This is a genomic window from Rhodoferax bucti (genome assembly GCF_005876985.1).
GTDB lineage: Bacteria > Pseudomonadota > Gammaproteobacteria > Burkholderiales > Burkholderiaceae_C > Allorhodoferax > Allorhodoferax bucti.
Map to the genome: position 1 here is coordinate 295,812 of NZ_VAHD01000002.1, position 23,465 is coordinate 319,276.

General features: G+C 62.4%; 20 protein-coding genes. 15 read left to right on the top strand and 5 right to left on the bottom strand.

Going from position 1 to position 23,465, the window contains the following annotated elements:
* Positions 1–132: 132 nt before the first annotated feature.
* On the bottom strand, positions 133–1,596 hold the full coding sequence (locus FDM28_RS07950) for an 8-oxoguanine deaminase (RefSeq protein WP_138514627.1): 1,464 nt from the start codon (positions 1,594–1,596) through the stop codon (positions 133–135).
* Positions 1,597–1,774: 178 nt separating this feature from the next.
* Here FDM28_RS07950 and FDM28_RS07955 point away from each other — a divergent pair, with 178 nt between their 5' ends.
* Positions 1,775–3,175 carry a glycerate kinase type-2 family protein gene (locus tag FDM28_RS07955; protein WP_138514628.1) on the top strand — a complete coding sequence of 467 codons (1,401 nt, stop codon included), beginning with the start codon at positions 1,775–1,777 and terminating at the stop codon, positions 3,173–3,175.
* Between the two features lie 82 nt (positions 3,176–3,257).
* Entirely contained in the window at positions 3,258–3,911 is a 654-nt protein-coding gene (locus tag FDM28_RS07960) for a Crp/Fnr family transcriptional regulator (RefSeq protein WP_138514629.1), read from the top strand.
* Between the two features lie 6 nt (positions 3,912–3,917).
* On the opposite strand, the gene FDM28_RS07965 is transcribed toward FDM28_RS07960, so the two are convergent.
* Positions 3,918–4,709, bottom strand: a complete 792-nt coding sequence (locus tag FDM28_RS07965; protein ID WP_170211659.1) for a substrate-binding periplasmic protein — start codon at positions 4,707–4,709, stop codon at positions 3,918–3,920.
* Positions 4,710–4,794: 85 nt separating this feature from the next.
* Between FDM28_RS07965 and FDM28_RS07970 the strand changes: the two genes are divergently transcribed.
* Entirely contained in the window at positions 4,795–6,327 is a 1,533-nt protein-coding gene (locus tag FDM28_RS07970; protein WP_138514631.1) for a sensor histidine kinase, read from the top strand.
* Complete coding sequence (locus FDM28_RS07975; RefSeq protein WP_138514632.1) at positions 6,324–6,953, top strand: response regulator transcription factor; 630 nt, start codon at positions 6,324–6,326, stop codon at positions 6,951–6,953. Before FDM28_RS07970 ends, FDM28_RS07975 begins: the two co-directional genes overlap by 4 nt.
* Positions 6,954–7,106: 153 nt before the next feature.
* On the opposite strand, the gene FDM28_RS07980 is transcribed toward FDM28_RS07975, so the two are convergent.
* Positions 7,107–8,789 (bottom strand): GIY-YIG nuclease family protein, encoded by a 1,683-nt coding sequence (locus tag FDM28_RS07980; RefSeq protein WP_138514633.1) that lies wholly within the window; start codon positions 8,787–8,789, stop codon positions 7,107–7,109.
* Positions 8,790–9,050: 261 nt separating this feature from the next.
* Here FDM28_RS07980 and FDM28_RS07985 point away from each other — a divergent pair, with 261 nt between their 5' ends.
* On the top strand, positions 9,051–9,572 hold the full coding sequence (locus FDM28_RS07985) for a GlcG/HbpS family heme-binding protein (protein WP_206021936.1): 522 nt from the start codon (positions 9,051–9,053) through the stop codon (positions 9,570–9,572).
* A 7-nt stretch (positions 9,573–9,579) separates the two neighbouring features.
* Positions 9,580–10,281, top strand: a complete 702-nt coding sequence (locus tag FDM28_RS07990) for an ankyrin repeat domain-containing protein (protein ID WP_138514634.1) — start codon at positions 9,580–9,582, stop codon at positions 10,279–10,281.
* On the opposite strand, the gene xdhB is transcribed toward FDM28_RS07990, so the two are convergent.
* On the bottom strand, positions 10,271–12,625 hold the full coding sequence (xdhB, locus tag FDM28_RS07995; protein WP_420853015.1) for a xanthine dehydrogenase molybdopterin binding subunit: 2,355 nt from the start codon (positions 12,623–12,625) through the stop codon (positions 10,271–10,273). The two genes, FDM28_RS07990 and xdhB, sit on opposite strands and share 11 nt — an antisense overlap.
* Before the next feature lie 26 nt (positions 12,626–12,651).
* Positions 12,652–14,142, bottom strand: a complete 1,491-nt coding sequence (gene xdhA, locus FDM28_RS08000) for a xanthine dehydrogenase small subunit (RefSeq protein WP_138514635.1) — start codon at positions 14,140–14,142, stop codon at positions 12,652–12,654.
* Positions 14,143–14,227: 85 nt separating this feature from the next.
* Here xdhA and FDM28_RS08005 point away from each other — a divergent pair, with 85 nt between their 5' ends.
* The 9 genes from FDM28_RS08005 to FDM28_RS08045 all read left to right on the top strand — a co-directional run bounded on the left by FDM28_RS08005 (position 14,228) and on the right by FDM28_RS08045 (position 23,401).
* Positions 14,228–15,160 (top strand): LysR family transcriptional regulator, encoded by a 933-nt coding sequence (locus FDM28_RS08005; protein ID WP_138514636.1) that lies wholly within the window; start codon positions 14,228–14,230, stop codon positions 15,158–15,160.
* A 22-nt stretch (positions 15,161–15,182) separates the two neighbouring features.
* Complete coding sequence (locus FDM28_RS08010) at positions 15,183–16,751, top strand: ABC transporter ATP-binding protein (protein WP_138514637.1); 1,569 nt, start codon at positions 15,183–15,185, stop codon at positions 16,749–16,751.
* Entirely contained in the window at positions 16,744–17,829 is a 1,086-nt protein-coding gene (locus FDM28_RS08015; protein ID WP_138514638.1) for an ABC transporter permease, read from the top strand. Before FDM28_RS08010 ends, FDM28_RS08015 begins: the two co-directional genes overlap by 8 nt.
* Entirely contained in the window at positions 17,829–18,749 is a 921-nt protein-coding gene (locus FDM28_RS08020; RefSeq protein ID WP_138514639.1) for an ABC transporter permease, read from the top strand. The genes FDM28_RS08015 and FDM28_RS08020 overlap by 1 nt, the downstream gene beginning before the upstream one ends.
* 47 nt (positions 18,750–18,796) lie before the next feature.
* A complete protein-coding gene (locus tag FDM28_RS08025) occupies positions 18,797–19,954 on the top strand; it encodes a BMP family ABC transporter substrate-binding protein (protein WP_138514640.1) in 1,158 nt (385 codons plus the stop codon).
* A gap of 62 nt (positions 19,955–20,016) precedes the next feature.
* Positions 20,017–21,024, top strand: coding sequence for an aromatic ring-hydroxylating dioxygenase subunit alpha (locus FDM28_RS08030; RefSeq protein ID WP_420853008.1), 1,008 nt, complete (start codon positions 20,017–20,019; stop codon positions 21,022–21,024).
* Entirely contained in the window at positions 21,024–22,073 is a 1,050-nt protein-coding gene (locus FDM28_RS08035; RefSeq protein WP_138514642.1) for an adenosine deaminase, read from the top strand. Before FDM28_RS08030 ends, FDM28_RS08035 begins: the two co-directional genes overlap by 1 nt.
* Before the next feature lie 288 nt (positions 22,074–22,361).
* The gene (gene queE / locus FDM28_RS08040) at positions 22,362–22,997 is read left to right on the top strand and encodes a 7-carboxy-7-deazaguanine synthase (protein WP_138514643.1); all 636 of its coding nucleotides are present in this window, start codon (positions 22,362–22,364) and stop codon (positions 22,995–22,997) included.
* Complete coding sequence (locus FDM28_RS08045) at positions 22,994–23,401, top strand: 6-carboxytetrahydropterin synthase (RefSeq protein WP_138514644.1); 408 nt, start codon at positions 22,994–22,996, stop codon at positions 23,399–23,401. Before queE ends, FDM28_RS08045 begins: the two co-directional genes overlap by 4 nt.
* Positions 23,402–23,465 lie beyond the last annotated feature (64 nt).

Consider the following 23,465-nt stretch of genomic DNA (forward strand, 5'->3'; position numbering starts at 1 on the left):
TGCGCGAGTAGCTCCTATTTCAGGAGCAAAAAGGCGTTGAACGAGGGCACGGTACTGCCGATAACGGCCCGCGAACATTGGCCTGCCGGCGCCCCAGCCCATGCGGGGGCTGGCGAGGTTGGTCTAATGGGTCTAGCGGGTCGCGGCTTGTGCGAGCTGCAGGGCCAGCCGGTTGTGCCGCTCCATCAGCGGGCCGAGGTCTACCGTGTCCAAGTGGCCCTCGCGCACCACCACCTTGCCGTTGACCACCGTGTAGTCCGCCTGCGGGCTGGCACACAGCAGCAGGCTGCCAACAGGGTCGTGCACCGCGCCACCGGCAAAGCCCAGCGTGTCCAGGTCAAAGAGCACCATGTCCGCACACATGCCCACCGCCAAGTGGCCGATGTCTTTGCGGCCCAGTACTTGCGCGCCGCCCCGGGTGGCTACGCTCAGGGCATCCCGGGCGGTCATTTCGGCCGGGCCCAAATCGCAACCGAAGAAGGTGCGGCGTTCGCCAGTGGGCAACACACGCTCTTCGGGTGGCTGCATGGCGCGGCCCACGCGGGCCAGCAGCAGGGCCTGGCGGGCCTCGTTCACCATGTGGGCCGCGTCATTGCTGGCGCTGCCGTCCACACCCAGGCCTACCGGCACGCCGGCGTTCAGCATTTTGCGTATCGGCGCAATACCGCTGGCCAGTCGCATATTGCTGCACGGGCAGTGCGCCACGCCGGTGCGGCTGGCGGCAAACAGGCTGATGCCTTCGTCATCCAGCTTCACGCAGTGGGCGTGCCACACGTCCTCACCCAGCCAGCCCAGGTCCCGGGCGTATTGGGTGGGGGTGCAGCCGAACTTTTCGCGGCTGTAGGCCAGGTCGTGGTCGTTCTCCGCCAGGTGGGTGTGAAGGCGTACGCCCTGACCCTTGAAGCTGCGGGCCAGCAGGGCCGCTTCGCGCATCAGGTCGCGGCTCACGCTGAACGGGGAGCAGGGCGCCAGCGCCACATTCAGCATGGAGCCCCAGCTTGCATCGTGGTGTCGCTCGATCAGCCGTTGGCTTTCTTTGAGAATGAAGTCTTCTTGTTCTACCACCCGGTCCGGAGGCAGGCCGCCTTGGCTCTGGCCCACGCTCATGCTGCCGCGGGTGGCCACAAAGCGCATGCCGATCTCGGTGGCTGCGCCAATGCTGTCGTCCAGCCGCACACCGTTGGGGTAGATGTAGAGGTGGTCGCTGCTGGTGGTGCAGCCGCTCATCAGCAGTTCGGCCATGGCGATCTGGGTGCTCACTTGCACCATCTCGGGCGTCAGCCCGGCCCAGATGGGATACAGCCCGCGCAGCCAGCCGAACAGCTCTGCGTTTTGCACACCGGGTATAGCCCGCGTGAGGCTCTGGTACATGTGGTGGTGGGTGTTCACCAGACCGGGGGTGACCAGATGGCGCTGCGCGTCGATCACCTCGTCAGCCTCCAGCGCGTGTGGCGGCAGGTCGGCCGTAGCGCCAATGAAAGCGATGCGGTTACCCTCGATATAAATCGAAGCGTTGCGCAGCTCGGTGGAGTGTGCCGGGTCAGCGTGGTCGAAAGTGGCGACCGCGCGCGCGTTGTGGATCAGCAAAGTGCCCATGAATGTGTTTCTCCGTCAAACAAGTCTCCCACCGGCAAAGGTGGCTCCTGTCGAGGCCGAATCCCGCTGGCAGGCCAGATTGGCTGCCAGAGGCGAGCACCACGTTGCCGAGCATCCCGGGCTGTGCTTTTGCGCAGTGCGCCCCTGAATTTTGCCCCATTTACTTTTGCATCAAGCGATGAACATGCCAAGTACTGAAACCCATCCCCAAGCCCCTGCGCATTTCTCTGACATTGCCCCGCGCGAGTTGCTGAGCCAGCTGTACTGGGCCGCAGTGCGCCAAGCGCTACCCGCGCATACGCTCAACCACTACCTGCCTGAGCCGCCCAAGGGGCGCACGCTGGTGCTGGGCGCAGGCAAAGCCGGTGGCGCCATGGCCCATGCGCTGGACGCGCTGTGGCCCCAAGACCTGCCAATGTCGGGTCTGGTCGTTACCCGCTACGACCACACCCCGCCGCTACCGGCAGACGCAGCTCCAGCCCGCATTGAAGTGGTGGAGGCCGCTCACCCGGTGCCTGACGCTGCCGGCTTGGCCGCAGCCCAACGCATCCTGGCCTTGACCCAAGGGCTCACCGAGGACGATTTGGTGATTTGCCTCATCTCCGGTGGCGGATCCTCCTTGCTGACGCTGCCCGCGCAGTGGGAGGTAGACGGCGTGCAGGGCGGCATCAGCTTGGAGCTCAAGCAGCGCATCAACAAGCTCTTGCTGGAGAGCGGCGCCAGCATTCAGGAGATGAACTGCGTGCGCAAGCACCTGTCCGCCATCAAGGGCGGGCGCTTGGCCGCAGCCTGCTACCCCGCCAAAGTGGTGACGCTGCTGATCAGCGATGTGCCGGGTGACGACCCCAGCGTCATCGCCAGCGGCCCCACGGTGCCGGACCCCACCACCTGTGCGGACGCGCTATCGATTTTGAAGCGCCTCGCGCAGGATGCATCAGCGCTGGAGGCCGATTTCGTGCTCAAAGCGCTGGAGTCCGGCGTATTGGAAACCCCCAAGCCCGGCGATGCCGTGTTTGCTCACAACACGGTGCATTTGATCGCCACGCCCCAGCAGTCGTTGGAGGCAGCTGCCGACCTGGCCCGCAGCATGGGCCTGCATGCCTACATCCTTAGCGATGAGCTGGAGGGAGAGTCCCGCGAGGTCGGCAAGGTGCATGCGGCTTTGGCCCGCACGGCAGCGCTCAAACCGGCGTCCGCCGTGCAACCCTTTGCCAAGCCTTGTGTGATTCTGAGCGGCGGCGAGACCACCGTGACCGTGCGCCCGCGACGCGAGGGCGCAGCCAAAGGGCGGGGCGGACGCGCCGGCGAGTTCTGCATGGGCCTCGCCCTCGGCCTGCAAGCGCAGCCCAAGGTGTGGGCCCTGGCCGCCGACACCGATGGGATTGACGGGGTAGAAGACAACGCCGGTGCGCTGGTCACCCCGGACACCCTGGCGCGCGCATTGGCGGCCGGTGTCTCCATCAGCGACTGCCTGGATCGCAACGATGCCGTGGGCTTTTTTGCGCCTTTGGGCGACCTGTTTACCACTGGCCCTACGCACACCAACGTGAACGACTTCCGGGCGCTTCTGGTGTTGTAAAGCCCGCACGGGCTTGGGGGCCTCGCAGGATGTTTGATCTTGCTCAAGGTGCGCCGCAGGGGGCAAAGGCACAGTGGGCGTCATGTTGGCATCTGTCCCTCCTGTACTCCTTCCTTTGTTGACCCCCTGCAGCCCCGAGCGCCGGTCGGCGGGCGAGGTGCTGCTGCGCCGGGGCGACGTGGCTCCCACCGTTTCCTACCTGGAGAGCGGGCGTGTGATCTTCGGCATCTGCGGCAGCCCCGGCAACCGGGATGAGCTCATGGAGCACCAGCTCGGCCAGATGCAAGGCCCCGCGTGGCTGGATCCCACCGCCGCCGTGCTGGACTTGCCTGCCGCCATGGATGCCGTGGCTCAGACCGATGTGGTGCTGCGCCAGGTCCCGGTGGCTGAATTTCAGGCGGCCCTGGCTGCCAACCGGCAACTGAGCGCCACCATGCTGACTGGCGTGGCCCGCGCCCACCGGGAGCAGACGGAGCTCGCCGTGAGCCGCCTGGCCAAAGGGGCAGAGGCACGCTGTGCCGAGTGGTTGTTGCAGCACGCCGAGTCGAACGACAAAGGCGTCTGCGCTGTGCAACTACAACAGCGCAAGCGCTTGATTGCCGCCCAGCTGGGTATTGCGCCCGAAACCCTCTCGCGCGTGTTGCGCCACCTGCGTGAACGCAGCCTCATCAGCGGCTCGGGCCGCACGGTCAATCTGGTCGATCCGCACGGGCTGCGCTCCTTGGCTGGGGTGTAGGTCGCATCACTGCGGGCTTTTCAGGGCCTCGGCGGCGGTGTGCCGATTCAGCTCCTGCATAAAAATCCGGTTGATCTCGCCCTCGCGTTTGAGGTCTGCAATGGCTTTGTTCAGTTGTTGCAACAAGGCCGTCCGTCCACTGCTTTTGGCAAACGCAATATGCGCCGGGTTGGCGCTCAGGTAGCGCCCTGCCTGTGCAATCGTGCTGATGCCCATGCTTTTGAGGGCGATGTTGCCGGCTTCTTCGACTGCCAACACCGCGTCCAGCCGGCCGCTAGCGAGCTTGCGCAGGTTGATGCGGTCGCTCTGGGTGTCCTCTGCGCTGAGTAGCGGAATGGCGCGCGCCGTGTTGAATGATTCGCCATAGCTCCAGCCGCGCACGGTGCCGATGGTGCGGTCATTCAGATCGGAGAAATCCGTAAAGGTCCAATTGGCATCTTTGCGCAAAAACACGGCAATGTTTTCGGTGAGCAGGGGCGTGCTGAAATCCCATTTGCGGGCACGCTGGTTGGTGCGGTAGACCCCGCCAATACCCCCGTGGCCCCGATCCACATCGTTGAGCACCCGCACCCAGGGCTTGGCCTGCAGCTGGACCGGAACACCCGCACGGGCAAACACCGCTTTCACCAATGCCGGATACACCCCTGCTGGTTCTCCGTCGATGGCATACATAAAAGGCGGGTTGCTATCGTCCAGCTGTAACAACACGGGCGAGCGGCGCTCCGCATTGGCCGTGCTGATGAGCATTCCAAAAAGAAGGAAAGTGGTGAGGATGCGCCGCGTATGTACGTAAAGCATGAAGCCAGCATAGTGCAAACCCGAAAACCGCTGTTGCGGCTCCAGTGTGGCGCAGCCAGTGGCCCAAGGTGTGCCAAAATTTTCCATGCGCACGCTTTTACATTCCGGCAAATTTCCCGCTTACTTCGCCCTGCAACGCCGCCCGGTGTTGGGCGTGGTGTGGTTGTTGGGCTGCGTGCTGGGGTGTGCGCTGCTGGTGCAGCAGTCTTACCGGCAGAGCGTGGACGATTTTGAAACCGGTGCGCGTATTGCCCACCGCTTGCTTTCTCAGCGGGCAGTGCAGCACGAAGCCGTGCTGGCCACGCTGAGCCTGATGCAGCCGGACATTGACCCGCGTTTGCCTGCGATTTACCCCCAGTTTTTGCAAATGTGGCGCAAGGCGCCTGGTGCGTCGTGGGCCGCGCCCGGCAGTTTGGCCGAAGCCCTAGAGCAGGCCAGCCGGCAGGCAGGGCGGCCTCAACTGGCTTTGGCCGAGCTGGCCGCTGGCAAGTTCTGGATCGTGATGGCGCCTGCTGCAGGCACCGCAGAGCCTGCGGCCTCGTATGCCCTGGAAGTGTCTTTGCCCTTGATGGTGCCGTGGGCCGACTGGCCGTTTGGTGAGCAAGCCGAGTCCGCAGCCGCTCGCCACACCCGCGTCTGGCTGGAGCATGAGGGCGCCCGCTGGGCTCTGCATGGTGCCCCGGACCGTGGTGGCCTGCGCACCTTGGAGTTCCGCAAGCACCTGGCCGCACCCAGCCAGCCGTTTGACATGGTGGCTCAGCGCAGTTACGGCTGGGGGGATTTACAGTGGGCATGGATGGCTGCGTGGTGTGGGGGCTGGAGCCTGGCCGTGCGCTTGTGGTGGTCCGGGCAGCAGCAGCGCCAGGCGCGCCGTCGGGCAGAAGAGTTGTTGCGGCTGGGGCAGGTTTCGCGTCTCAATGCCATGGGCGAAATGGCGGCTGGCCTGGCCCATGAGCTGAATCAACCCCTGACGGCCGTGCTGGCCAACACCCAGGCAGCAGGCCGCTTGCTGGCAGACGACGGCGCAGACCTGCCGCGCGCTCGCACGGCCATGGAGGCTGCAGCCACCCAAGCGCGTCGCGCGGCAGAGGTGGTCGCCCGCTTGCGCCGCGCCATTGAGCGCCCGGATGCGCGGGCCTTGGCGCCGGTGCCTTTGTTGCAAGCGGCGCGCGAAGTCATGGCCTTGTTGCAGCCGGAGTGCGAGCGCCGTGCGGTGCAGGTGCGCTGGGCGGGCAGCCCCGAGGTACATGTGCTGGCCGATGGTGTGGCACTGGAGCAAATCGTGCACAACCTGGTGATGAACGCCCTGGCCGCGCTGGAGCAGGTGGCAGACCGCGAGCGAGTGCTCACCCTGAGTGTGCACTCCAGCGGTAGCGTGGCATCTTTGCTCGTGCAGGACAACGGGCCGGGCGTGCCCGCAGACTTGCGCGAGCGCTTGTTTGAGCCTTTTGTGAGCGCCCGCCCAGGTGGTTTGGGGCTGGGTTTGAGCCTGTGCGACACCTTGGCCGGCAGCATGGGCGGGCAAGTGCGTTATCTGGCAGACGGGCCCGGTGCCACCTTTGTGCTGGAGCTGCAGCAGGCTCCGGCCGCTGCGCTCGAGGCAGGAGACTTGGCATGAGCAATATGGCTTCTTTGTCCCCCTTGATCCACCTGGTGGACGACGACGAGGCGGTGCGCGATGCGCTGGACCTGCTCATCAGCACGGTGGGGCTGCGGGTGGCCCAGTGGAGCCACCCCGAAGTGTTTTTGGCCCAGTTTGACCGCAACAGTTTGGGCGCTGTGGTGCTGGACATGCGCATGCCCGGCCTTTCGGGCTTGGCGGTGTTGGAGCAACTGCAGGCTGCGGGGGTAGATCACCCGGTCATCCTGCTCACCGGGCATGGCACGGTGGATTTGTGCCGCCGTGCCTTCAAGGCGGGTGCAGCCGAGTTTCTGGAAAAACCGGTGGACGACGAGCTGCTACTGGACACCCTGCAGCAGGCGGTGCGGCGGCATGTGAAATCGCGCCAGCGCCATGCGGCAGACCAAGCTGCACGCCAGCGCTACGCCGGCCTGACGGAGCGCGAGCGGGAGGTGCTGGGCCTGATCATCGAGGGGCTGACCAACAAGGAAATCGGCCGCGCCATGGCCGTGTCACCCCGCACGGTGGAGACGCACCGCGCCAACCTGTTTGAGAAACTGCAGGCGCCGTCGTTGGCGCACCTGATACGCCACTACGCGGCGTTGGTAGAAGACGGGGAGTGATGAATCGGGCAGCGTGGGTTGTAGATTTATTTGAGTTGCAGGATAGGGACATGAGCAGCCGCATGAGGATGGGAGCCTCGCGGTGTCGCAACCTGGGTGAGGGTCTTATTGAGGCAGCCTAGTGCGGTGTCTTCGCCTTTAAATAGGGAGATTTCATTTTTTCCTGCGCCGCCCGGTTAACAGACCGGCTGCTTTCATGTAAGCAGCGTTGACTTTGCTAGCCTCGCTTTTGGTCATCCAAATGCAATTGCCGGGTACGTATCCGCGGGTTTTGTCCAAGCGAGCGAAGGCCATGCTAGGTTGTGGGGGGTGCCCGATGTCTGATAGGAATGCATCGAATGTGCGCCATGCAGGATAAATCTCAACTCCTTGGATGTAGGCCTTTGATCTGCTGTTGGTCACGCCGTGGATCAACCGGCTCCAAGTTTTGTAGGCAGAGGTCGAGGCAATGCCTTCACCTCGCTTAGGTGGACTTTTCACATCAATGCGATTTTGGCGAATCCGAGCTGCGGCTGCATAGTATGTGATGCCACGCGTGCGGGCAACGTAATCCGTCGCGGCCTTACTGCTTGGGAATTGGATGCTGTCGACAACAGTGGTCCGCGGGTTGGATCCACCACTCGTTCCTCCGGGCGAGATGTTGAATCCGGATGGTGCCAGCGTGTTTAGGCATTGAATCCACTCGCGCTCCTTAGCCTCTAGCGTTCCCTTGCTGGTCCCTCTATCAATTTGCTCAATATTAAATGCCGAATTTCCGAAGGTACGAATTGCGGCATGCAAGGACTCTTCACCCTTTACCTCGCCGGACTTTGCATCTTGCAGGTGCTGTTGCCAACGCCTTGATAGTGTCTGGACGGTGATGCCGACATACTGCCTACCGCTGTTCAGGTGGGTCACCAGATAGATGATGCCGTTCCCGTACCCTGGATTCGGAACGCGGGTAAAAGCGTCTTCTGCGGTCATACCCTTTGCAATCCATCTGAATATGGTTTTAGAGCTTGCGGGTGGCTTCAGGCTGCGTACAGCCTCTTCAATGTTGGGGTATTTGACGTTGTTAACCGTGATGGGGCCGACTTCGCGTGAACCCCGAAGGGTGCCTTGATTCTGAATTCGTTCGTCGGGCATTCCCCCTTGGCGACGTTTGAGGGCTCGCCAATAGTCGATCCCCAGCTCTTTGCATCGTTGTTTGAATGTTCCCTCGGAGCGCTTTACCTTTGCACACTGCGGGCATCCGGTTCCACGTAGGTGGTTGGAGGGAGTTTGCTCAAAGGGGCCGTGCTCAGAGCAACGGATGACGCCTTTTACTCCCGAGTTCACGTACTGAAAAGCGTCGTATTGGTATTTGTCACCGTGGACTGATTGCGCCTGTGCTTGGAAGCGAGCACGCAGCACGGTGTCTGATAACTCGGGTGTCAACTGCCCCATATCTAGGGCATGCTTTAGCGAAATACATTGTGGGCAGCCTACATGCCCTCGCTGGTGGTTGCGGAATTCTTGCTGAAAAACCAAATCGTGTGCCAGACAGCGGATGCTGACTTTTCCACCAGCAGGCGGCAGCTCTGAAATTAGGCTGTAGTCGTATCGATCGCCAAAGTGTTGCCTAGATATTTCTATAAATTCGGCTCTAGAGGTCTTCTGGCGGTCGAAGTAGCATTTGCGGCAGCCCACGCCATTGGCGTGATGACCAGGGGCGACGAAGAAGGCCCCGTGCTGGTGACAGACGACCTCAACTTTCGTGGTGCTATTTTGGTACCTTACCTTGGAGTAGTCGTACCGATGCTCATGCACAGACTGGAATGCGGCAATAACTTCTTCTTGGGATTTCTTTTGAGGCATGTCTGTTTTTGCCGCATATGGATGTTGAACCTAAACAACACGAAAGTCTAAATCCCAATGGCCGCTATTAAAGAAGCAATTCGTAGATAGCGGGAGATACCTTTGGATCGAATCCCTCCCCCCACCTCCTATAGCCCATCTCCGTATTTCTACGGAGCCCTGCGCGTAAGCCTACGAATACCCCGCACCGCCTCCTTTTTCTACAGTTCTCCCAACGGCAAACAACAGTCTGCCGTCCTTCAAAACCCTCAGGAGAACCGTATGAACAAGTCTTTGTCTGCCCTTGCTTTTGCCTCTATCGCTGTGTTGGCCGCCTCCGCCGCGCACGCACAGGCGCAAGCGCCCGCTGCCAACGCCGCTGTGCGCACCGAGCGCAACATGTCGCTGGACTTGGCCAACCGAATTGCCACTGCAGCGGTTGCCGCTTGCAGCGAAAAAGGCTACGCCGTGACCACCACCGTGGTGGACCGCGCGGGCACCGTGCGTGCCGTGCAGCGTGCTGACAATGCCGGCCCCCACACCCTGGAAGCCAGCCGCGCCAAGGCCTTCACCTCCGCATCTGCCAAAAACACCACGCTGGCGATGATGGAAAACACCCAAAAGAATCCCGCTGCCGCAACCCTGGTCTACATCCCCGGTTTCTTGCTGGTGGGTGGTGGCGTGCCGGTGAAGGTGGGCAACGAAGTGATTGGCGCCGTAGGCATTGGTGGCGCACCCGGTGGCCACTTGGACGAGCAGTGCGCCGTTGCTGCCCTGGACAAAGTGGCTGACTTGCTGAAGTAAGCACGCCATGCGCCCACACACTTCCATCCTGGTGCTGCTGGCCGCCCTGTGGGGCGTGGCGGGCAGCACCGGGGCACTGGCCCAGGTGGCCCCCACGGCCGCACAGGCTGCGCAGTACATCGGCTTGCTCGGTGCGGCCCATCGGGGCGACCTCGCCAAGCTGCGGTCCCTGTTGGCGGCCAAGCCCGTGTTGGAAGTGCGTGATCCGCAGCAGCGCACTCCTTTGCATGTGGCCACCCACGCCCGACAGCGCGATGCCATCCGTTTGCTGGCTGCCGCCGGGGCGGACCCCAATGCGCTGGAGTATCAGCAGTACGACCCGGTCACCATTGCCGCTGTGGCCGACGATGAAGACACTCTGGCGCTGCTGCTGCAACTCGGTGCGAGTGCGAAAAACATCACCAGCCCTTACGAGGGCACGGCGCTCATTGCCGCCGCCCATCTGGGCCATGCAGGGGTCGTGCGCCAGCTGATTGCCGCCGGGGCTCCGCTGGACCATGTGAACAACCTGCACTGGACCGCGCTGATAGAGGCGGTGGTGCTGGGCGATGGCGGCGCGCGCCATACCGATATCGTGCGCCAGCTCCTCGCGGCGGGCGCCAACCCGCGCCTGACCGACCGCAGCGGCCACACGCCCTTGCAACTGGCGCAGGCGCGCGGGTTTGACGCCATGGTCCGCCTGCTACAGGCGGCGCCGGTTAAACCTTGAGCGCTTTGAGTACGTTTTCTGCGGTAGCCGGTGCCGTGAGATGCACGGCCGAGCCCGGGCCTTTGGCCTGGGCTACCGCATCGCGCAAGGCTTCAAACACGCTGATGCCCAGCATGAAAGGTGGCTCGCCTACCGCCTTGCTGCCGAACACGTTGTCTTCGCGGTTGGGTTCGTGCCAGAGGTCCACCTTGAAGTGCTCGGGCACATCCGCCGCGGTGGGGATTTTGTAAGTGCTGGGCGCGTGGGTGCTGAGGGTGCCCTTGTCGTTCCAGACCAGTTGCTCCGTGGTGAGCCAGCCCATGCCCTGCACAAAGGCGCCTTCAATTTGCCCCACGTCGATAGCGGGGTTGATGCTGCGGCCCACGTCGTGGAGGATGTCCACTTTGAGCACCTTGCTCTCGCCGGTCAAGGTGTCGATCACCACTTCGGTGCACGCTGCACCATAAGCGAAATAGTAGAAGGGCCGGCCGGTCAGCGTCGTCTTGTCGTAGTGGATCTTGGGCGTGCGGTAAAAGCCGTCGCTCCAGAGCTGGATGCGGTTGGCATAGGCCATTTCCACCACGTCGTCGAAGCTGCGCGTGGTGGTGGGCGAGAACACTTCGCCATGCTTGAAGCGCACGGCCCCTGCGCCGCAGCCATCGAGCCCGGCCACAAAGGCGGCCAGGTTGTCGCGCACATTGCGGGCGGCAAACTGGGCCGCGCGGCCGTTGAGGTCGGTACCCGCACTGGCTGCAGTGGCAGAAGCATTAGGCACTTTGCTGGTGTCGCTGGCAGTGCTGAGCACCCGGGTGAAGGGAATGCCCAACTCGTCCGCCACAATCTGGGCGACCTTGGTGTTGAGGCCCTGGCCCATCTCGGCGCCGCCATGGTTCACTTGCACGCTGCCGTCGGTGTACACATGCACCAGCGCGCCCGCTTGGTTAAACAGCGTGGCCGTGAAGCTGATACCGAACTTGACAGGCGTGATGGCGATGCCGCGCTTGAGCACCGGGCTGGTCTGGTTCCATGCCGAAATAGCCTCTACCCGCCGTCGGTACTGCGCGGACAGCTCCAATTTTGATAGCAGAGGCTGGAGGATGTTGTCCTCCACCTTCATCTGGTAGTGGGTGGTGTCACGCCGGATGGGATTGGCGGTATCGGTGCCGGGGATGACCTCATCGCTGTAGAGGTTGCGCATGCGCACATCCAGCGGGTCCAGCTTGAGCGCACGGGCGATGTCGCCCATCACCGCCTCAATCAGCACCACGCCCTGCGGGCCGCCGAAGCCGCGGAAGGCGGTGTGGCTCTGGGTGTTGGTTTTGCAGCGGTAGGAGGTGATGTCCACATCCTGCAGGTAGTAGGCGTTGTCGGTGTGGAAGATGGCGCGGTCCGCCACCGGGCCGGACAGGTCGGCGCTGAAGCCGCAGTTCACCGCCATTTGCAGTTTCAGGGCGGTCAGGCGGCCGGTATCGTCAAAGCCCACGCTGTATTCATAGGCAAAGGGGTGGCGCTTGCCGGTGACCATGAAGTCGTCGTCCCGGTCGAGCCGCAGCTTCACGGCGCAGCGGTTTTTGGCCGCCGCAATGGCCGCCCACACGGCCAGATGGCCGGCCTGCGTTTCCTTGCCGCCGAAGCCACCACCCATGCGCCGGCATTCCACCTTGACGGCGTGGTTGTCGATGCCTAATGCGTGGCTCACCCAGTGCTGCACTTCGCCGGGGTGCTGGGTGCTGCTGTAGACCACCCACTGGTTCTGCTCTTGCGGCAGCACATAGGCAATCTGGCCTTCCAGGTAAAAGTGTTCCTGCCCGCCAACTTCCAGCGTACCGTGTAGGGTGTGGGGCGCGCTTTTCAGGGCCGCATCCGCATCACCGCGCCGCACGTTGACCGGCGGCAGCACAAAGCTCTTGGTGCGGATGGACTCTTGCACCGACAGGATGGCCGGCAAGGGTGCTATCTTGAGTTGCACTTTGCGGGCGGCATGGCGGGCTTGCATCACCGTTTTGGCAAGCACCACGCCCACCACCTGGCCGACGAACTGCACGGTGTCCAAGGCAAACACCGGCTCGTCGCCGGCAAAGGCGGCCAACATGGGGTCGCCGGGAATGTCCTCGGCCAGCACCACGTCCACCACGCCCGGCATGGCGCGCGCGGCCGTGCTGTCCACGCCCAGCAGCTTGCCGTGCGCGTGGGTGGAAAGAATGGGCGCGGCATACAGGGTGCCGCGCACCTCGGGCAGGTCGTCGATGTAGTGCACGGCGCCGGCCACTTGGGCCACGGCGCTTTCATGGAACTGGTTGACGCCGGCGGCCGGGCCACGGGGTGCGGGCACGGCGGCGGCGACGTCGGGGGAGAGCGTAGGCATGCGCGTTGAATTCATGGGGGAGGCAGTCATGCGGCTTCTCCTGTCAGCACATAGCTCTCTAGATTGATGGCGGTGAGGCCTTGGCTTTCCAGCCAGTAGCGCTGCAGCAGGTTGCCCAGCACCTCGACCCGGTAGGCACTGCTGGCGCGCATGTCGGAAATCGGGCTGAACTCGCCTCGCAAAGTGGCCTGGGCGGCTTTCACTGTGGCGGCGCTCCAGGGCTTGCCGAGCAAGGCGGCCTGTGTTTTGAGCGCACGCACTGGCGTGGCCGCCACACCACCCACCCCGATGCTGGCGTGGGTGACTATGCCGCTTTCGATATGCAGGTTCAGCGCGAGACAGACGGCAGAAATATCGTCTTCAAAGCGTTTGGAAATCTTGTAAACACGTGACCGCTCATAGGGCACGGTCTTGGGCACTTTGATCCAGGCCAACACTTCGTCCGGCGCCATGACGTTCTGGCGGTAGCCGGTGTAGAGGTTCTCGAGGCGCAGCTCACGATGCACGGCTTTCGCTTGCCTGCCTTTGCCGCGCCAGGCCATCAGCACCACGCTGGCGCCCAGGGCAATCAGCAGGGGCATGGAGTCGCCAATCGGCGAGCCATTGGCCACGTTGCCACCCAGCGTGCCTGCATTGCGCACCGGCAAACCGGCAAAGCGGCTGGCAAACGTGGCCAGCTGCGGCCGGTTCGCCACCAGGGCGGCAAATGCGTCGGTCAGGGTGACGGCGGCGCCGATGGCGATGTGGTGCGGGTACTGCTCCACGCGCCGCAATTCGGCCACTTGGGTCACATCCAGCACGCGGGGGAAATCCTTGTGCATCTTGGTGACCCACAGGCCTACGTCGGTGCAGCCAGCGACGATTTGCGCCTCAGGGTGTTGCGCCCGCGCCGCCAGCAAGGCGGGCAGGGTGGTGGGGGATATATAAGAAGAATCGGCCTCTAGCGCCCGTCCCTCCTGCGCGAGCAGCTCCAATTTTGATAGCGTTTCGGTTTCGCGCAGGTCTACGGCCGGCTGGCCCAGCATGGTTTGGGCGGCATCCAGGATGGGGCGGTAGCCGGTGCAGCGGCACAAATTGCCGCTCAGGGCGTGCAGGGCGTCGTCCCGGGTGATGGGGGCGCCGGCATGGGCATGGTGGCGGTACAGGTCAAACAAGCTCATCACAAAGCCGGGGGTGCAAAAGCCGCATTGCGAGCCGTGGCACTGCACCATGGCTTCCTGGGCGGGGTGTAAGCGCCCGTCGTCGGCGGCAATGTCTTCTACCGTCCAGAGTGCCTTGCCATTGAGGCTGTGGGCCATCTTGATGCAGCTGTTGACCGCTTTGGTCTGCAGTTCGCCGTTGACCGATTCGCCCACGACCACGGTGCAGGCACCGCAGTCGCCTTCGTTACAGCCCTCTTTGGTGCCCGTGCAGTGCAGGTCTTCGCGCAGCACCTCCAGCAGGGTGCGGGTGGGGGGAACATCGTGCAGCGTGACGATTTCGCCGCGGCGTACAAACTTCAGGGGAGTGGTGGTCATGGAGTGTTTCCTCGTGCGGGAGGGTAATCCGGGTGTTGTTCCGTTTCCATACGCATTAGCATATGGGTCCAATTGAACGCTGTGTATGAGAGACCAATCCCTTTTCGACAAGATAGACCTTCATTTGATCAGGGTCCTTCATACCGTGTTAACCGAGCGCAGCGTTTCGAAAGCCGCCATCCGTCTGGGCATGCACCAGCCGGCGGTCAGCGCATCGCTCAAACGCTTGCGGGACTTTGCCGGCGACCCCTTGTTGGTGCGCTCCGGCTCCGGCATGGTGCCCACTGAGACGGCGCTGCGCATGCTCGAGCCCAGTGCCAGCATATTGCGTGCCGCGGAGATGTTGTTCTCTGACGCGCGGGGCTTTGAGCCTGCGGCGGCGCGCAACACCTTTCGCTTGGCGGCCAGTGATTACCTCGACCCCTTGTTTCTGCCCCGACTGGTGGCGCAGATCAAGGAGCAGGCCCCTTTTGCCGAGATTGAAATCCACCCCCTGAGCGGCGCGGCGGACTACCGCACCCAACTCGCCCAGGGCGATATTGATGTGGTCATTGGCAACTGGCCGCAGCCGCCGGATGATTTGCACCTGGGCCGCCTGTTTGGCGATGAGGTGGTGTGTCTGGTGTCCAACAAGCACCCCGCCGTGCGTCGCGGCTGGGACCAGACCCAGTGGCTGGAGGCCGAGCACATTGCGCCGGGCGCTACCCATCCCGGCGCCAAAGGCGTGATTGACGACCACCTCACCCGCTTGGGGCTTCAGCGGCATATCGTGGCCCGTTGCCCGCATTTCAGCCTGATTCCGGGCATGGTGGCATCAACCTTGCTGGTGTTGACTACCGGCCGTCAGTACTGTGAACGTTTTGTGGACACACTGCCGGTCACAATATTGCCTTGCCCTGTGGAGTTTCCCCGCATGATGTACTACCAGCTCTGGCATGCCCGCACCCACACCAGTGCTTCCAATAAGTGGCTGCGTGAGCGCATCAAATCGGTGGCCGCAGAGCTCCGAAAAGAATAATTAAAGAAGACAACACGCCTGTATGGAATCCACTTCGCCTCCGACTGCCGTGCCGCGGCTGCAACTCACCGGCATCACCAAGGCCTACCCCGGCGTGATCGCCAACAGCGAGGTGTCGCTCACGGTGCTGCCCGGCCAGACCCATGCCGTGCTGGGCGAAAACGGTGCCGGCAAGTCTACCTTGATGAAGATCATTTATGGATCCATCAAGCCCGATGCCGGCCAGGTGCTGTTCAACGGCAAGCCCGCCAATATCCGCAACCCCAAAGAGGCGCGGGCCTTGGGCATCAGCATGGTGTTCCAGCACTTCAACCTGTTTGACACCATCACCGTGGCGGAGAACGTGTGGCTGGGTCTGGACAAGGCGCAAAGCCTGGAGCAGGTCACCGCCAGCATCACCGCCAAGGCGGCCGAATACGGTCTGGACATCGACCCCAGCCGCCCGGTGCACACCCTGAGCGTTGGCGAGATGCAGCGGGTGGAAATCATCCGTGCCTTGCTGACCAACCCGCAGCTGCTGATTCTGGACGAACCCACCTCGGTGTTGACGCCGCAGGCGGTCGAGAAGCTGTTTGTGGTGCTCAAAAAGCTGGCCTCAGAGGGCTGCAGTATTTTGTATATCTCGCACAAATTGCACGAGATCCGTGAGTTGTGCAATGCCTGCACCGTGCTGCGCGGCGGCAAAGTCACCGGCGTGTGCAACCCGGCAGAAGAGTCCAACGCATCGCTGTCCCGCTTGATGATCGGCGCGGAGCCGCCGCAGCTGGAGCATCGCCCGCAGCAAGCAGGCTCCCCGGTGCTCACCGTGAAAAACCTGAGCCTGGCTCGCGAAGACCAGTTCGGCGTCGACCTGAATGGCATTTCGCTCACGGTGCATGCCGGCGAGGTGGTGGGCATTGCCGGTGTCTCTGGCAACGGCCAAAAGGAATTGCTGTATGCCTTGTCGGGTGAAGACGTGCGGGCGCCCAAGGGCAGTGTCAGCATGGGGAAAACCGATGCGTCTGCCCTGCACCCTGGTGCGCGGCGCAAGCTGGGCCTGCACTTTGTGCCCGAAGAGCGTCTGGGCCGCGGTGCGGTACCTACGCTGAGTCTGGCCCAAAACATGTTGTTGACCCGCACGGAGTCCATTTCTGCGCCCAAGTTCGCGGGTGGCTGGATTCGGGTGCGCCAGCTGGAAGACCATGCGGCGCGCATCATCAAGGCTTTCAACGTCAAAGCCAATGGCCCGGGTGCGGCGGCGCGTTCGCTGTCCGGCGGCAATTTGCAGAAGTTCATCGTGGGCCGCGAGATCGATGCAGCGCCCAAGCTGTTCATCGTGTCCCAGCCCACCTGGGGCGTAGATGTGGGGGCGGCCGCGCAGATTCGCGGCGAAATTCTGGCCCTGCGGGATGCCGGCTGCGCTGTGCTGGTGGTGAGCGAAGAGCTGGACGAATTGTTCGAGGTGAGCGACCGCCTGCACGTGATTGCACGTGGCAGTTTGTCGCCCTCTGTACCGGTGGCGGAGGCCACGGTAGAAAAGATCGGGGAATGGATGAGCGGATTGTGGGAAGGTTCCGGCGTGGCCGCAGCAGCAGAGGTGGCCCATGGCTAAGACCGGATTGAAACTCGAAGCCCGCCCCCAGCCATCCAAGGCCTGGGGCTACGGCTCGCCGCTGTTGGCTTTGCTGGTGACGGTGCTTATCGGCATTGCCCTGTTCCTCGCTTTGGGCAAAGACCCGGTGCGGGGCCTGTTGGTGTTCTTCTGGGAGCCCATCAAGAGCGGCTATGCCTTGGGTGAGCTGGTGGTCAAGGCCACGCCCTTGCTGGTGATAGCTTTGGGGTTGGCGGTGTGTTTCCGCTCGAATGTGTGGAACATCGGTGCCGAGGGCCAGTACATCATCGGCGCGATTGCGGCCAGTGGTGTGGCGCTGCTGGCAGAAAAAACTACCGGGGGCTGGATCGTGGTGCCCATTGTGCTGGCGGGTATTGCCGGTGGCATGGTGTGGGCCGGGCTCACAGCGTTTTTGCGTGACAAGTTCAACGCCAATGAAATTCTGGTGAGTCTGATGCTGGTGTATGTTGCGGTGCAGGTGCTGGGTTACCTGGTTTACGGCCCGTGGAAAGACCCCTTGGGTTACAACTTTCCCCAAACCAAGACTTTTGAAGCGGCGACCCGCATTCCGCGCCTGTTCCAGGGCTCGCGCATGAGTATTGGCGTGGTGCTGGCACTGGTGGGCGTGGCCGGGGTGTGGATTTTCTTGTTCCGCACCCGCGCCGGGTTTGCGCAGCAGGTGGGGGGGCTGGCCCCTGCGGCTGCGCGCTACGCAGGGTTTTCTTCCCGCAAGGCATTGTGGACGGCCTTGCTGGTGTCCGGCGGCATGGCGGGCTTGGCCGGTGCGTTGGAGGTGGCTGGCCCCATCGGCCAGCTCACGCCGTATGTGCCAGCGGGCTATGGTTTTGCCGCCATCATCGTGGCCTATGTGGGGCGGCTGCATCCCGTGGGCATGTTGTTTTCGGCCTTGCTTATGAGCATGTTTTACATCGGTGGCGAGCTGGCGCAATCGCGTTTGGGCTTGCCCAAGTCCTTGACCGGGGTGTTCCAGGGCTTGCTGTTGTTCAGTTTGTTGGCCTGCGACACCTTGGTGAATTACCGCCTGAAATGGGTGTCTGCTGCGGGAGGTAAAAAATAATGGATGCATACGCACTGCTGATTGCAGCCACCTTGAATGCCGGCACGGTGCTGGCGATTGCATCGCTGGGGCTGCTCATCAATGAGAAGGCCGGTATCGTCAACCTCGGTGCCGAGGGCATGATGCTCTGTGCCGCCATTGCCGGGTTTGCGGCCGTGGTGCACACCGGCAGCGATGTGGCGGGCTTTGTGGCCGGTATTGCCGCCGGCGCAGTGATGGCCGCCATCTTTGGCGTGCTCGTCATCTGGCTCAACACCAACCAGTACGCCACCGGCTTGGCTCTGAGTTTGTTTGGCGGTGGCTTTTCCGCTTTCGCCGGCATTTCGTATGTGCAAGAGAAGATGCCCGAGCGCCCCAGTTTTGCGGTGCCGGGCTTGTCCGACATTCCGTTTATCGGCTCGGCTTTCTTCAAACACCACCCCATGGTGTACCTCACGGTGCTGTTTGCGCTGGCCCTGATTTGGTTTTTGTACCGCACGCGTGCGGGCCTGATCTTGCGCAGCGTGGGCGAGAGCCCCGAGTCGGCCCATGCGCTGGGTTACCCGGTGCGCGGCATCCGCCTGATGGCGGTGGTGGCCGGGGGCGCCCTGTGCGGATTGGCCGGGGCTTATATTTCGGTGGTCTACACGCCCCTGTGGGTGGAGGGCATGGTGGCCGGCAAGGGCTGGATTGCGCTGGCGCTCACCACCTTCGCAACCTGGCGCCCGGCACGGGTGTTGCTTGGGGCTTACCTGTTTGGTGGGGTGACCATGTTGCAGTTTCATTTGCAGGGCATCGGAGTGGAAGTGCCCAGCCAGTTCTTGACCATGTTGCCCTATCTTGCGACCATAGTGGTCTTGGCGCTGATTTCCCGTAATCCCCGTTGGATCCGGATCAATATGCCTGCCTCCATTGGCAAGCCGTTTTATCCGGGCTCTTGAGTTTGATGTTTTCGTTTCCAACCCTCGTTTTTTTATAAGGAAGTGACATGACAGATTTGCAAAAACGTTCTTTGCTGAAAGCCGCCGCTTTGACGGCTGTGGCCAGCGCAGCCCTGGTGGGTTGTGGCAAAAAAGAAGAACCGGCTCCCGCACCTGCACCGGCTCCCGCAGCCTCTGCACCCGCACCCAAGCCTGAACCTTTGAAGATTGCCTTTGCCTATGTAGGCCCTGTGGGTGATGGCGGCTGGACCTTTGCGCACGACAACGGCCGCAAAGCCCTGGAAGCCGAATTCGGCGACAAGATCGTCACCAAGTTCGTCGAAAACGTGCCTGAGTCTGCCGACGCAGAGCGCGTGCTGCGCGAATTGGCGACCGACGGCAACAAGCTGATTTTCGGCACCACTTTCGGCTACATGGAGCCCATCCAAAAGGTGGCCCCTGACTTCAAGGACGTGAAGTTCGAGCACGCCACCGGCTACAAGCAAGGCGACAACATCCGCACCTACGACAGCCGTACCTACGAAGGTGCGTACATGGCGGGCGTGATCGCCGGCAAGATGACCAAGACCAACACGCTGGGCGTGGTGGCTTCCATCCCAATTCCCGAAGTGATCCGCAACATCAACAGCTTCACCTTGGGCGCCCAAAGCAGCAACCCCAAGATCAAGACCAAAGTGGTTTGGGTGAATGGTTGGTTTGACCCACCAAAGGAAACCGAAGCGGCTACCTCCCTGATCAACGGTGGTGCTGACGTTCTGTTCCAGAACACCGATTCGCCTGCCGTGTTGAAGACCGCTGAAGCCAAGGGCAAGCGCGCCTTCGGTTGGGATTCCGACATGACCGCCTACGGCCCCAAGGCCCACTTGGCATCCAGCATCATCAACTGGGGTCCTTACTACATCCAGGCCACCAAGGCCGCCTTGGATGGCAGCTGGAAGGGTGGTACTGGTTCCTGGTTGGGCGTGAAGGACGGAGCGATTGACATCGTGTCCATCGCGGAAGACGTGCCTGCCGAAACCAAGGCCAAGATCGACGAAGTCAAGGCCGGCCTGAAAGACGGCTCCTTCGCCATCTGGAAAGGTCCTCTGAAGGACAACGCCGGCAAGGAAGTGTTGAAAGACGGCGAGACTGCGGACGACAAGTTCCTGTCCGGCGTGAACTTCTTCGTCAAGGGCGTCGAAGGCAAGGTCCCCGGCGCCAAGTAATTGGTGAGGGTATGAATCAAGGGCCGCCTGGTGCGGCCCTTTTTTGTTCGTGTCATGGGGCCATGGGCCTGTTGGATGAAAGCAAAGCCTTGAAAGAACAATCTCTTTGGCATCCGGTGGCTGCCAGTGCGGCGCTCACTGCAGTCCCCGTAGCGGTCGTGCTCTTGGAGCAAGAGCTGGTGCTCTGGCGGGATGCGGCGGGTAGGGCCCATGCATGGGTAGACCAGTGCCCGCACCGGGGTGCCAAGCTGTCTTTGGGTCGGGTGTGTGAGGGCCGCTTGGAGTGCCCGTACCATGGCTGGCAGTTCTCGGCTGCGGGCCAATGCGTGCATGTGCCCGCATTGCCAGGCTTTGTGCCGCCTGCCAGCCATGCCGTGCGCACCTTTGGGGTGGAAGAGCGCTACGGCTTGGTGTGGGTGCAGTTGATGCCGGATGCGGCTGTGCCACTGCCGGCGTTTGCCGCAGAGGCTGATGCCCAGTTGCGCAAAGTGCTGTGCGGGCCTTACGACGTGGCCACCAGTGCGCCGCGCATTGTTGAAAACTTTTTGGACATGGCCCACTTCGGTTTTGTCCACGAAGGCTGGCTGGGCATGCGCGAAGCGACCGCGATTGACGACTACCAGGTCGAGCCCACCCCCACCGGCCTGCTGGCCACCCAATGCCTTGCCTGGCAGCCGCAAAGCAATGTGCACTCCACTGCGCCTGCGCAGGTGGAATACACCTATGAAGTCGTCGCGCCTTATACCGCTGTGTTGACCAAGGTGCCGGATACCGCCAGTGTGGCGCTGCAAGGCTTTCGTGAATCTATTGCACTGTTTATCTGCCCGGTGACGCCGGAGACCAGCCGCGTCTGGTTCCGCCTCGCCATGGCGGACTTTGACTCGCCAGACAGCAAGCTGCAGGACTTTCAACACACCATCTTCATGCAAGACAAGCCGGTGCTCGAATCCCAGCGCCCGCGTTGTCTGCCGCTCGATGTGCGGGCGGAGGTCCACACGGTGGCAGACAAAGCATCGTCTGCGTACCGCCGCTTTTTAAAGCAAGAAACAATCACTTTTGGAGTCTGCTGATGCGCACCCATCCCAACGTACCCACCGTCGCCGCCGATCGCATGCCCGCTCTGTTGCGCGCCATGCCCAAAGCCGAACTGCACATGCACATCGAAGGCTCGCTGGAGCCGGAGCTCATGTTTGCACTGGCCAAGCGCAACAACGTGCTGCTGCGCTTCCCTAGCGAGCAGGCGCTGCGCGACGCCTATGTGTTCAACAACCTGCAAGAGTTTTTGGACATCTACCACGAGGGCACCATGGTGCTGAAGACCGAGCAGGACTTCTACGACATGACCTGCGCGTATCTGGCCAAAGCCCAGGCCGACAACGTGTTGCACACCGAAATTTTCTTTGACACCCAAACGCACACAGGCCACGGCTTGAGTGCCGAGACGGTGATCAACGGCCTGTACCGCGCCTGCGCCGATGCACCCGCCAAGTTCGGCATGACCGCCTCGCTGATCTTGTGCTTCTTGCGCCATCTGAGCGAAGAGGAAGCCTTTGAATGCCTGGAGCAGGCGCTGCCCTTGCGCGACAAAATTGTGGGCATTGGCTTGGCATCCAGCGAAGTCGGGCACCCGCCCGAGAAGTTTGCCAAGGTCTACGCCCGCGCCCGCGAGTTAGGCTTCCGGCTGGTTGCGCACGCAGGTGAAGAGGCGCCCCCCGCCTACATCTGGAGCGCGCTGGATGTGCTCAAGGTCGAGCGCATCGACCACGGCGTGCAAGCCATTCACGACGCAGCCCTGATGCAGCGTCTGGCTGCAGACAAGATGCCGCTCACCGTCTGCCCCTTGTCCAACCTGAAGCTGCGCGTGTTCCCCACACTGGCACAGCACAACATCGGCACCATGCTGGACGCCGGCATCATGGCTACTGTCAATTCCGACGACCCGGCGTACTTCGGCGGCTACCTGAACGAAAACTTCGCCCAGACATTTGCCGCCCTGGGCCTGAGCGCCCAGCACGCGTATGCGCTGGCACGCAACAGCTTTGACGCCAGCTTTATCGACGCATCCCTGCGCCAGAAGTATGTCCAGCGCTTGGATGATGTGTTTGAAACCTTTCGCTGAGCACCCGCCAAGCACTCTGGACCGCCGCAGGGCGGCGTTTGAGTACCAAATAGGCCTCTAGCGCCCGTTCTTTCTGCGCGGGCAGCTATCAAATAGATAGTATCTGCGGCGCTGTATACCGTTTGTAGGCCCGCACGGTAAAATCCAATCCAATGTCCGCTGCTCCGGCGGGCCTTGCCTTTTGTGTTCCGGAGCCATGTAGAGGACTACCATGTACAAAAACCTCGCCGCCACGCCTGTGGCCGCTTGTTGTTTCTCTCTTTCTTTCGCTGTGGCTGCATAACTGCCATGGCATACCAAGTCAAAGAAATTTTCTACACCTTGCAGGGCGAAGGCTCGCATGCAGGGCGCCCCGCCGTGTTCTGTCGCTTTGCGGGCTGCAACCTGTGGTCCGGTCGGGAGCAAGACCGTGCTACCGCTGTCTGTAAGTTTTGCGATACCGACTTTGTGGGCACCGATGGCACGCTGGGCGGTAAGTTCAGCACCGCGCAGGCGCTGGCCGAGCGCATTGCAGCACAGTGGCCAGCTGGTGACACGGCCCACCGCTTTGTGGTGATGACCGGCGGCGAGCCGCTGCTGCAGGTGGACACCGCGCTGATCGACGCGCTGCACGCTTTAGACTTTCAGATCGCGGTGGAAACCAACGGCACGGTGCTGGCGCCCGAAGGCATCGACTGGATTTGCGTGAGCCCCAAAGCCGGCTCACAGTGGATTCAGCGCCAGGGCCACGAACTCAAACTGGTGTGGCCGCAGGCCGGCATCACTTTGGAAGAGTGCGAGGCCGCAGACTTTAAGCACCGCTACCTGCAGCCCATGGACAACCCGCAGCGCGCCGCCAACACCGAGACCTGCATCACCCAGTGCATGCAGCGCCCGGCATGGCGCCTCTCCCTGCAAACCCACAAGATCACAGGTATCCGATGACCCAAGCACCCGCCATTCCGCTCCCCCGCAGCTGCGAGGTCAGCCAGAAGTTCTTCTTTGATGCTGCGCACACTCTCAAGCGCACGGTGGATGACGCCGAAGAAATTGCCGGAAGCCGCCGCATCCACGGCCACACCTACCACGCTGAAGTGACGGTGGCCGGCAGCGCCGATGCCGACACCGGCATGGTGGTGGACCTGGGTCATTTGCGTAACGCCATTCAGGTGCTGCGACCTCAGCTGGACCATCACTTGCTGGACGAAGTGGAAGGCCTCGGTCCCGGCACGTTGGAAAATTTGGCTGCGTTCATCTGGCGCGCTATGGCTGCCGAGTTTCCGGGCCTGTCGCAAGTGCGCGTCTGGCGCGATGGCATTGGCGACAGCTGCACGCTGCGCGCTCACTGATTTTTCAGCGCTTGGTACAGACATTGCTGCTACGCCACTTCCTGCGTCTTTGAAGCTCACCACC

What these genes read in the sequence shown, in the direction of transcription:
- FDM28_RS07950 (WP_138514627.1), bottom strand. Translation starts at nt 1,596, where the DNA reads ATGGGCACTTTGCTGATCCACAACGCGCGCGCGGTCGCCACTTTCGAC.
- FDM28_RS07955 (WP_138514628.1), top strand. Translation starts at nt 1,775, where the DNA reads ATGAACATGCCAAGTACTGAAACCCATCCCCAAGCCCCTGCGCATTTC.
- FDM28_RS07960 (WP_138514629.1), top strand. Translation starts at nt 3,258, where the DNA reads ATGTTGGCATCTGTCCCTCCTGTACTCCTTCCTTTGTTGACCCCCTGC.
- FDM28_RS07965 (WP_170211659.1), bottom strand. Translation starts at nt 4,709, where the DNA reads ATGCTTTACGTACATACGCGGCGCATCCTCACCACTTTCCTTCTTTTT.
- FDM28_RS07970 (WP_138514631.1), top strand. Translation starts at nt 4,795, where the DNA reads ATGCGCACGCTTTTACATTCCGGCAAATTTCCCGCTTACTTCGCCCTG.
- FDM28_RS07975 (WP_138514632.1), top strand. Translation starts at nt 6,324, where the DNA reads ATGAGCAATATGGCTTCTTTGTCCCCCTTGATCCACCTGGTGGACGAC.
- FDM28_RS07980 (WP_138514633.1), bottom strand. Translation starts at nt 8,789, where the DNA reads ATGCCTCAAAAGAAATCCCAAGAAGAAGTTATTGCCGCATTCCAGTCT.
- FDM28_RS07985 (WP_206021936.1), top strand. Translation starts at nt 9,051, where the DNA reads ATGAACAAGTCTTTGTCTGCCCTTGCTTTTGCCTCTATCGCTGTGTTG.
- FDM28_RS07990 (WP_138514634.1), top strand. Translation starts at nt 9,580, where the DNA reads ATGCGCCCACACACTTCCATCCTGGTGCTGCTGGCCGCCCTGTGGGGC.
- xdhB (WP_420853015.1), bottom strand. Translation starts at nt 12,625, where the DNA reads ATGCCTACGCTCTCCCCCGACGTCGCCGCCGCCGTGCCCGCACCCCGT.
- xdhA (WP_138514635.1), bottom strand. Translation starts at nt 14,142, where the DNA reads ATGACCACCACTCCCCTGAAGTTTGTACGCCGCGGCGAAATCGTCACG.
- FDM28_RS08005 (WP_138514636.1), top strand. Translation starts at nt 14,228, where the DNA reads ATGAGAGACCAATCCCTTTTCGACAAGATAGACCTTCATTTGATCAGG.
- FDM28_RS08010 (WP_138514637.1), top strand. Translation starts at nt 15,183, where the DNA reads ATGGAATCCACTTCGCCTCCGACTGCCGTGCCGCGGCTGCAACTCACC.
- FDM28_RS08015 (WP_138514638.1), top strand. Translation starts at nt 16,744, where the DNA reads ATGGCTAAGACCGGATTGAAACTCGAAGCCCGCCCCCAGCCATCCAAG.
- FDM28_RS08020 (WP_138514639.1), top strand. Translation starts at nt 17,829, where the DNA reads ATGGATGCATACGCACTGCTGATTGCAGCCACCTTGAATGCCGGCACG.
- FDM28_RS08025 (WP_138514640.1), top strand. Translation starts at nt 18,797, where the DNA reads ATGACAGATTTGCAAAAACGTTCTTTGCTGAAAGCCGCCGCTTTGACG.
- FDM28_RS08030 (WP_420853008.1), top strand. Translation starts at nt 20,017, where the DNA reads ATGGGCCTGTTGGATGAAAGCAAAGCCTTGAAAGAACAATCTCTTTGG.
- FDM28_RS08035 (WP_138514642.1), top strand. Translation starts at nt 21,024, where the DNA reads ATGCGCACCCATCCCAACGTACCCACCGTCGCCGCCGATCGCATGCCC.
- queE (WP_138514643.1), top strand. Translation starts at nt 22,362, where the DNA reads ATGGCATACCAAGTCAAAGAAATTTTCTACACCTTGCAGGGCGAAGGC.
- FDM28_RS08045 (WP_138514644.1), top strand. Translation starts at nt 22,994, where the DNA reads ATGACCCAAGCACCCGCCATTCCGCTCCCCCGCAGCTGCGAGGTCAGC.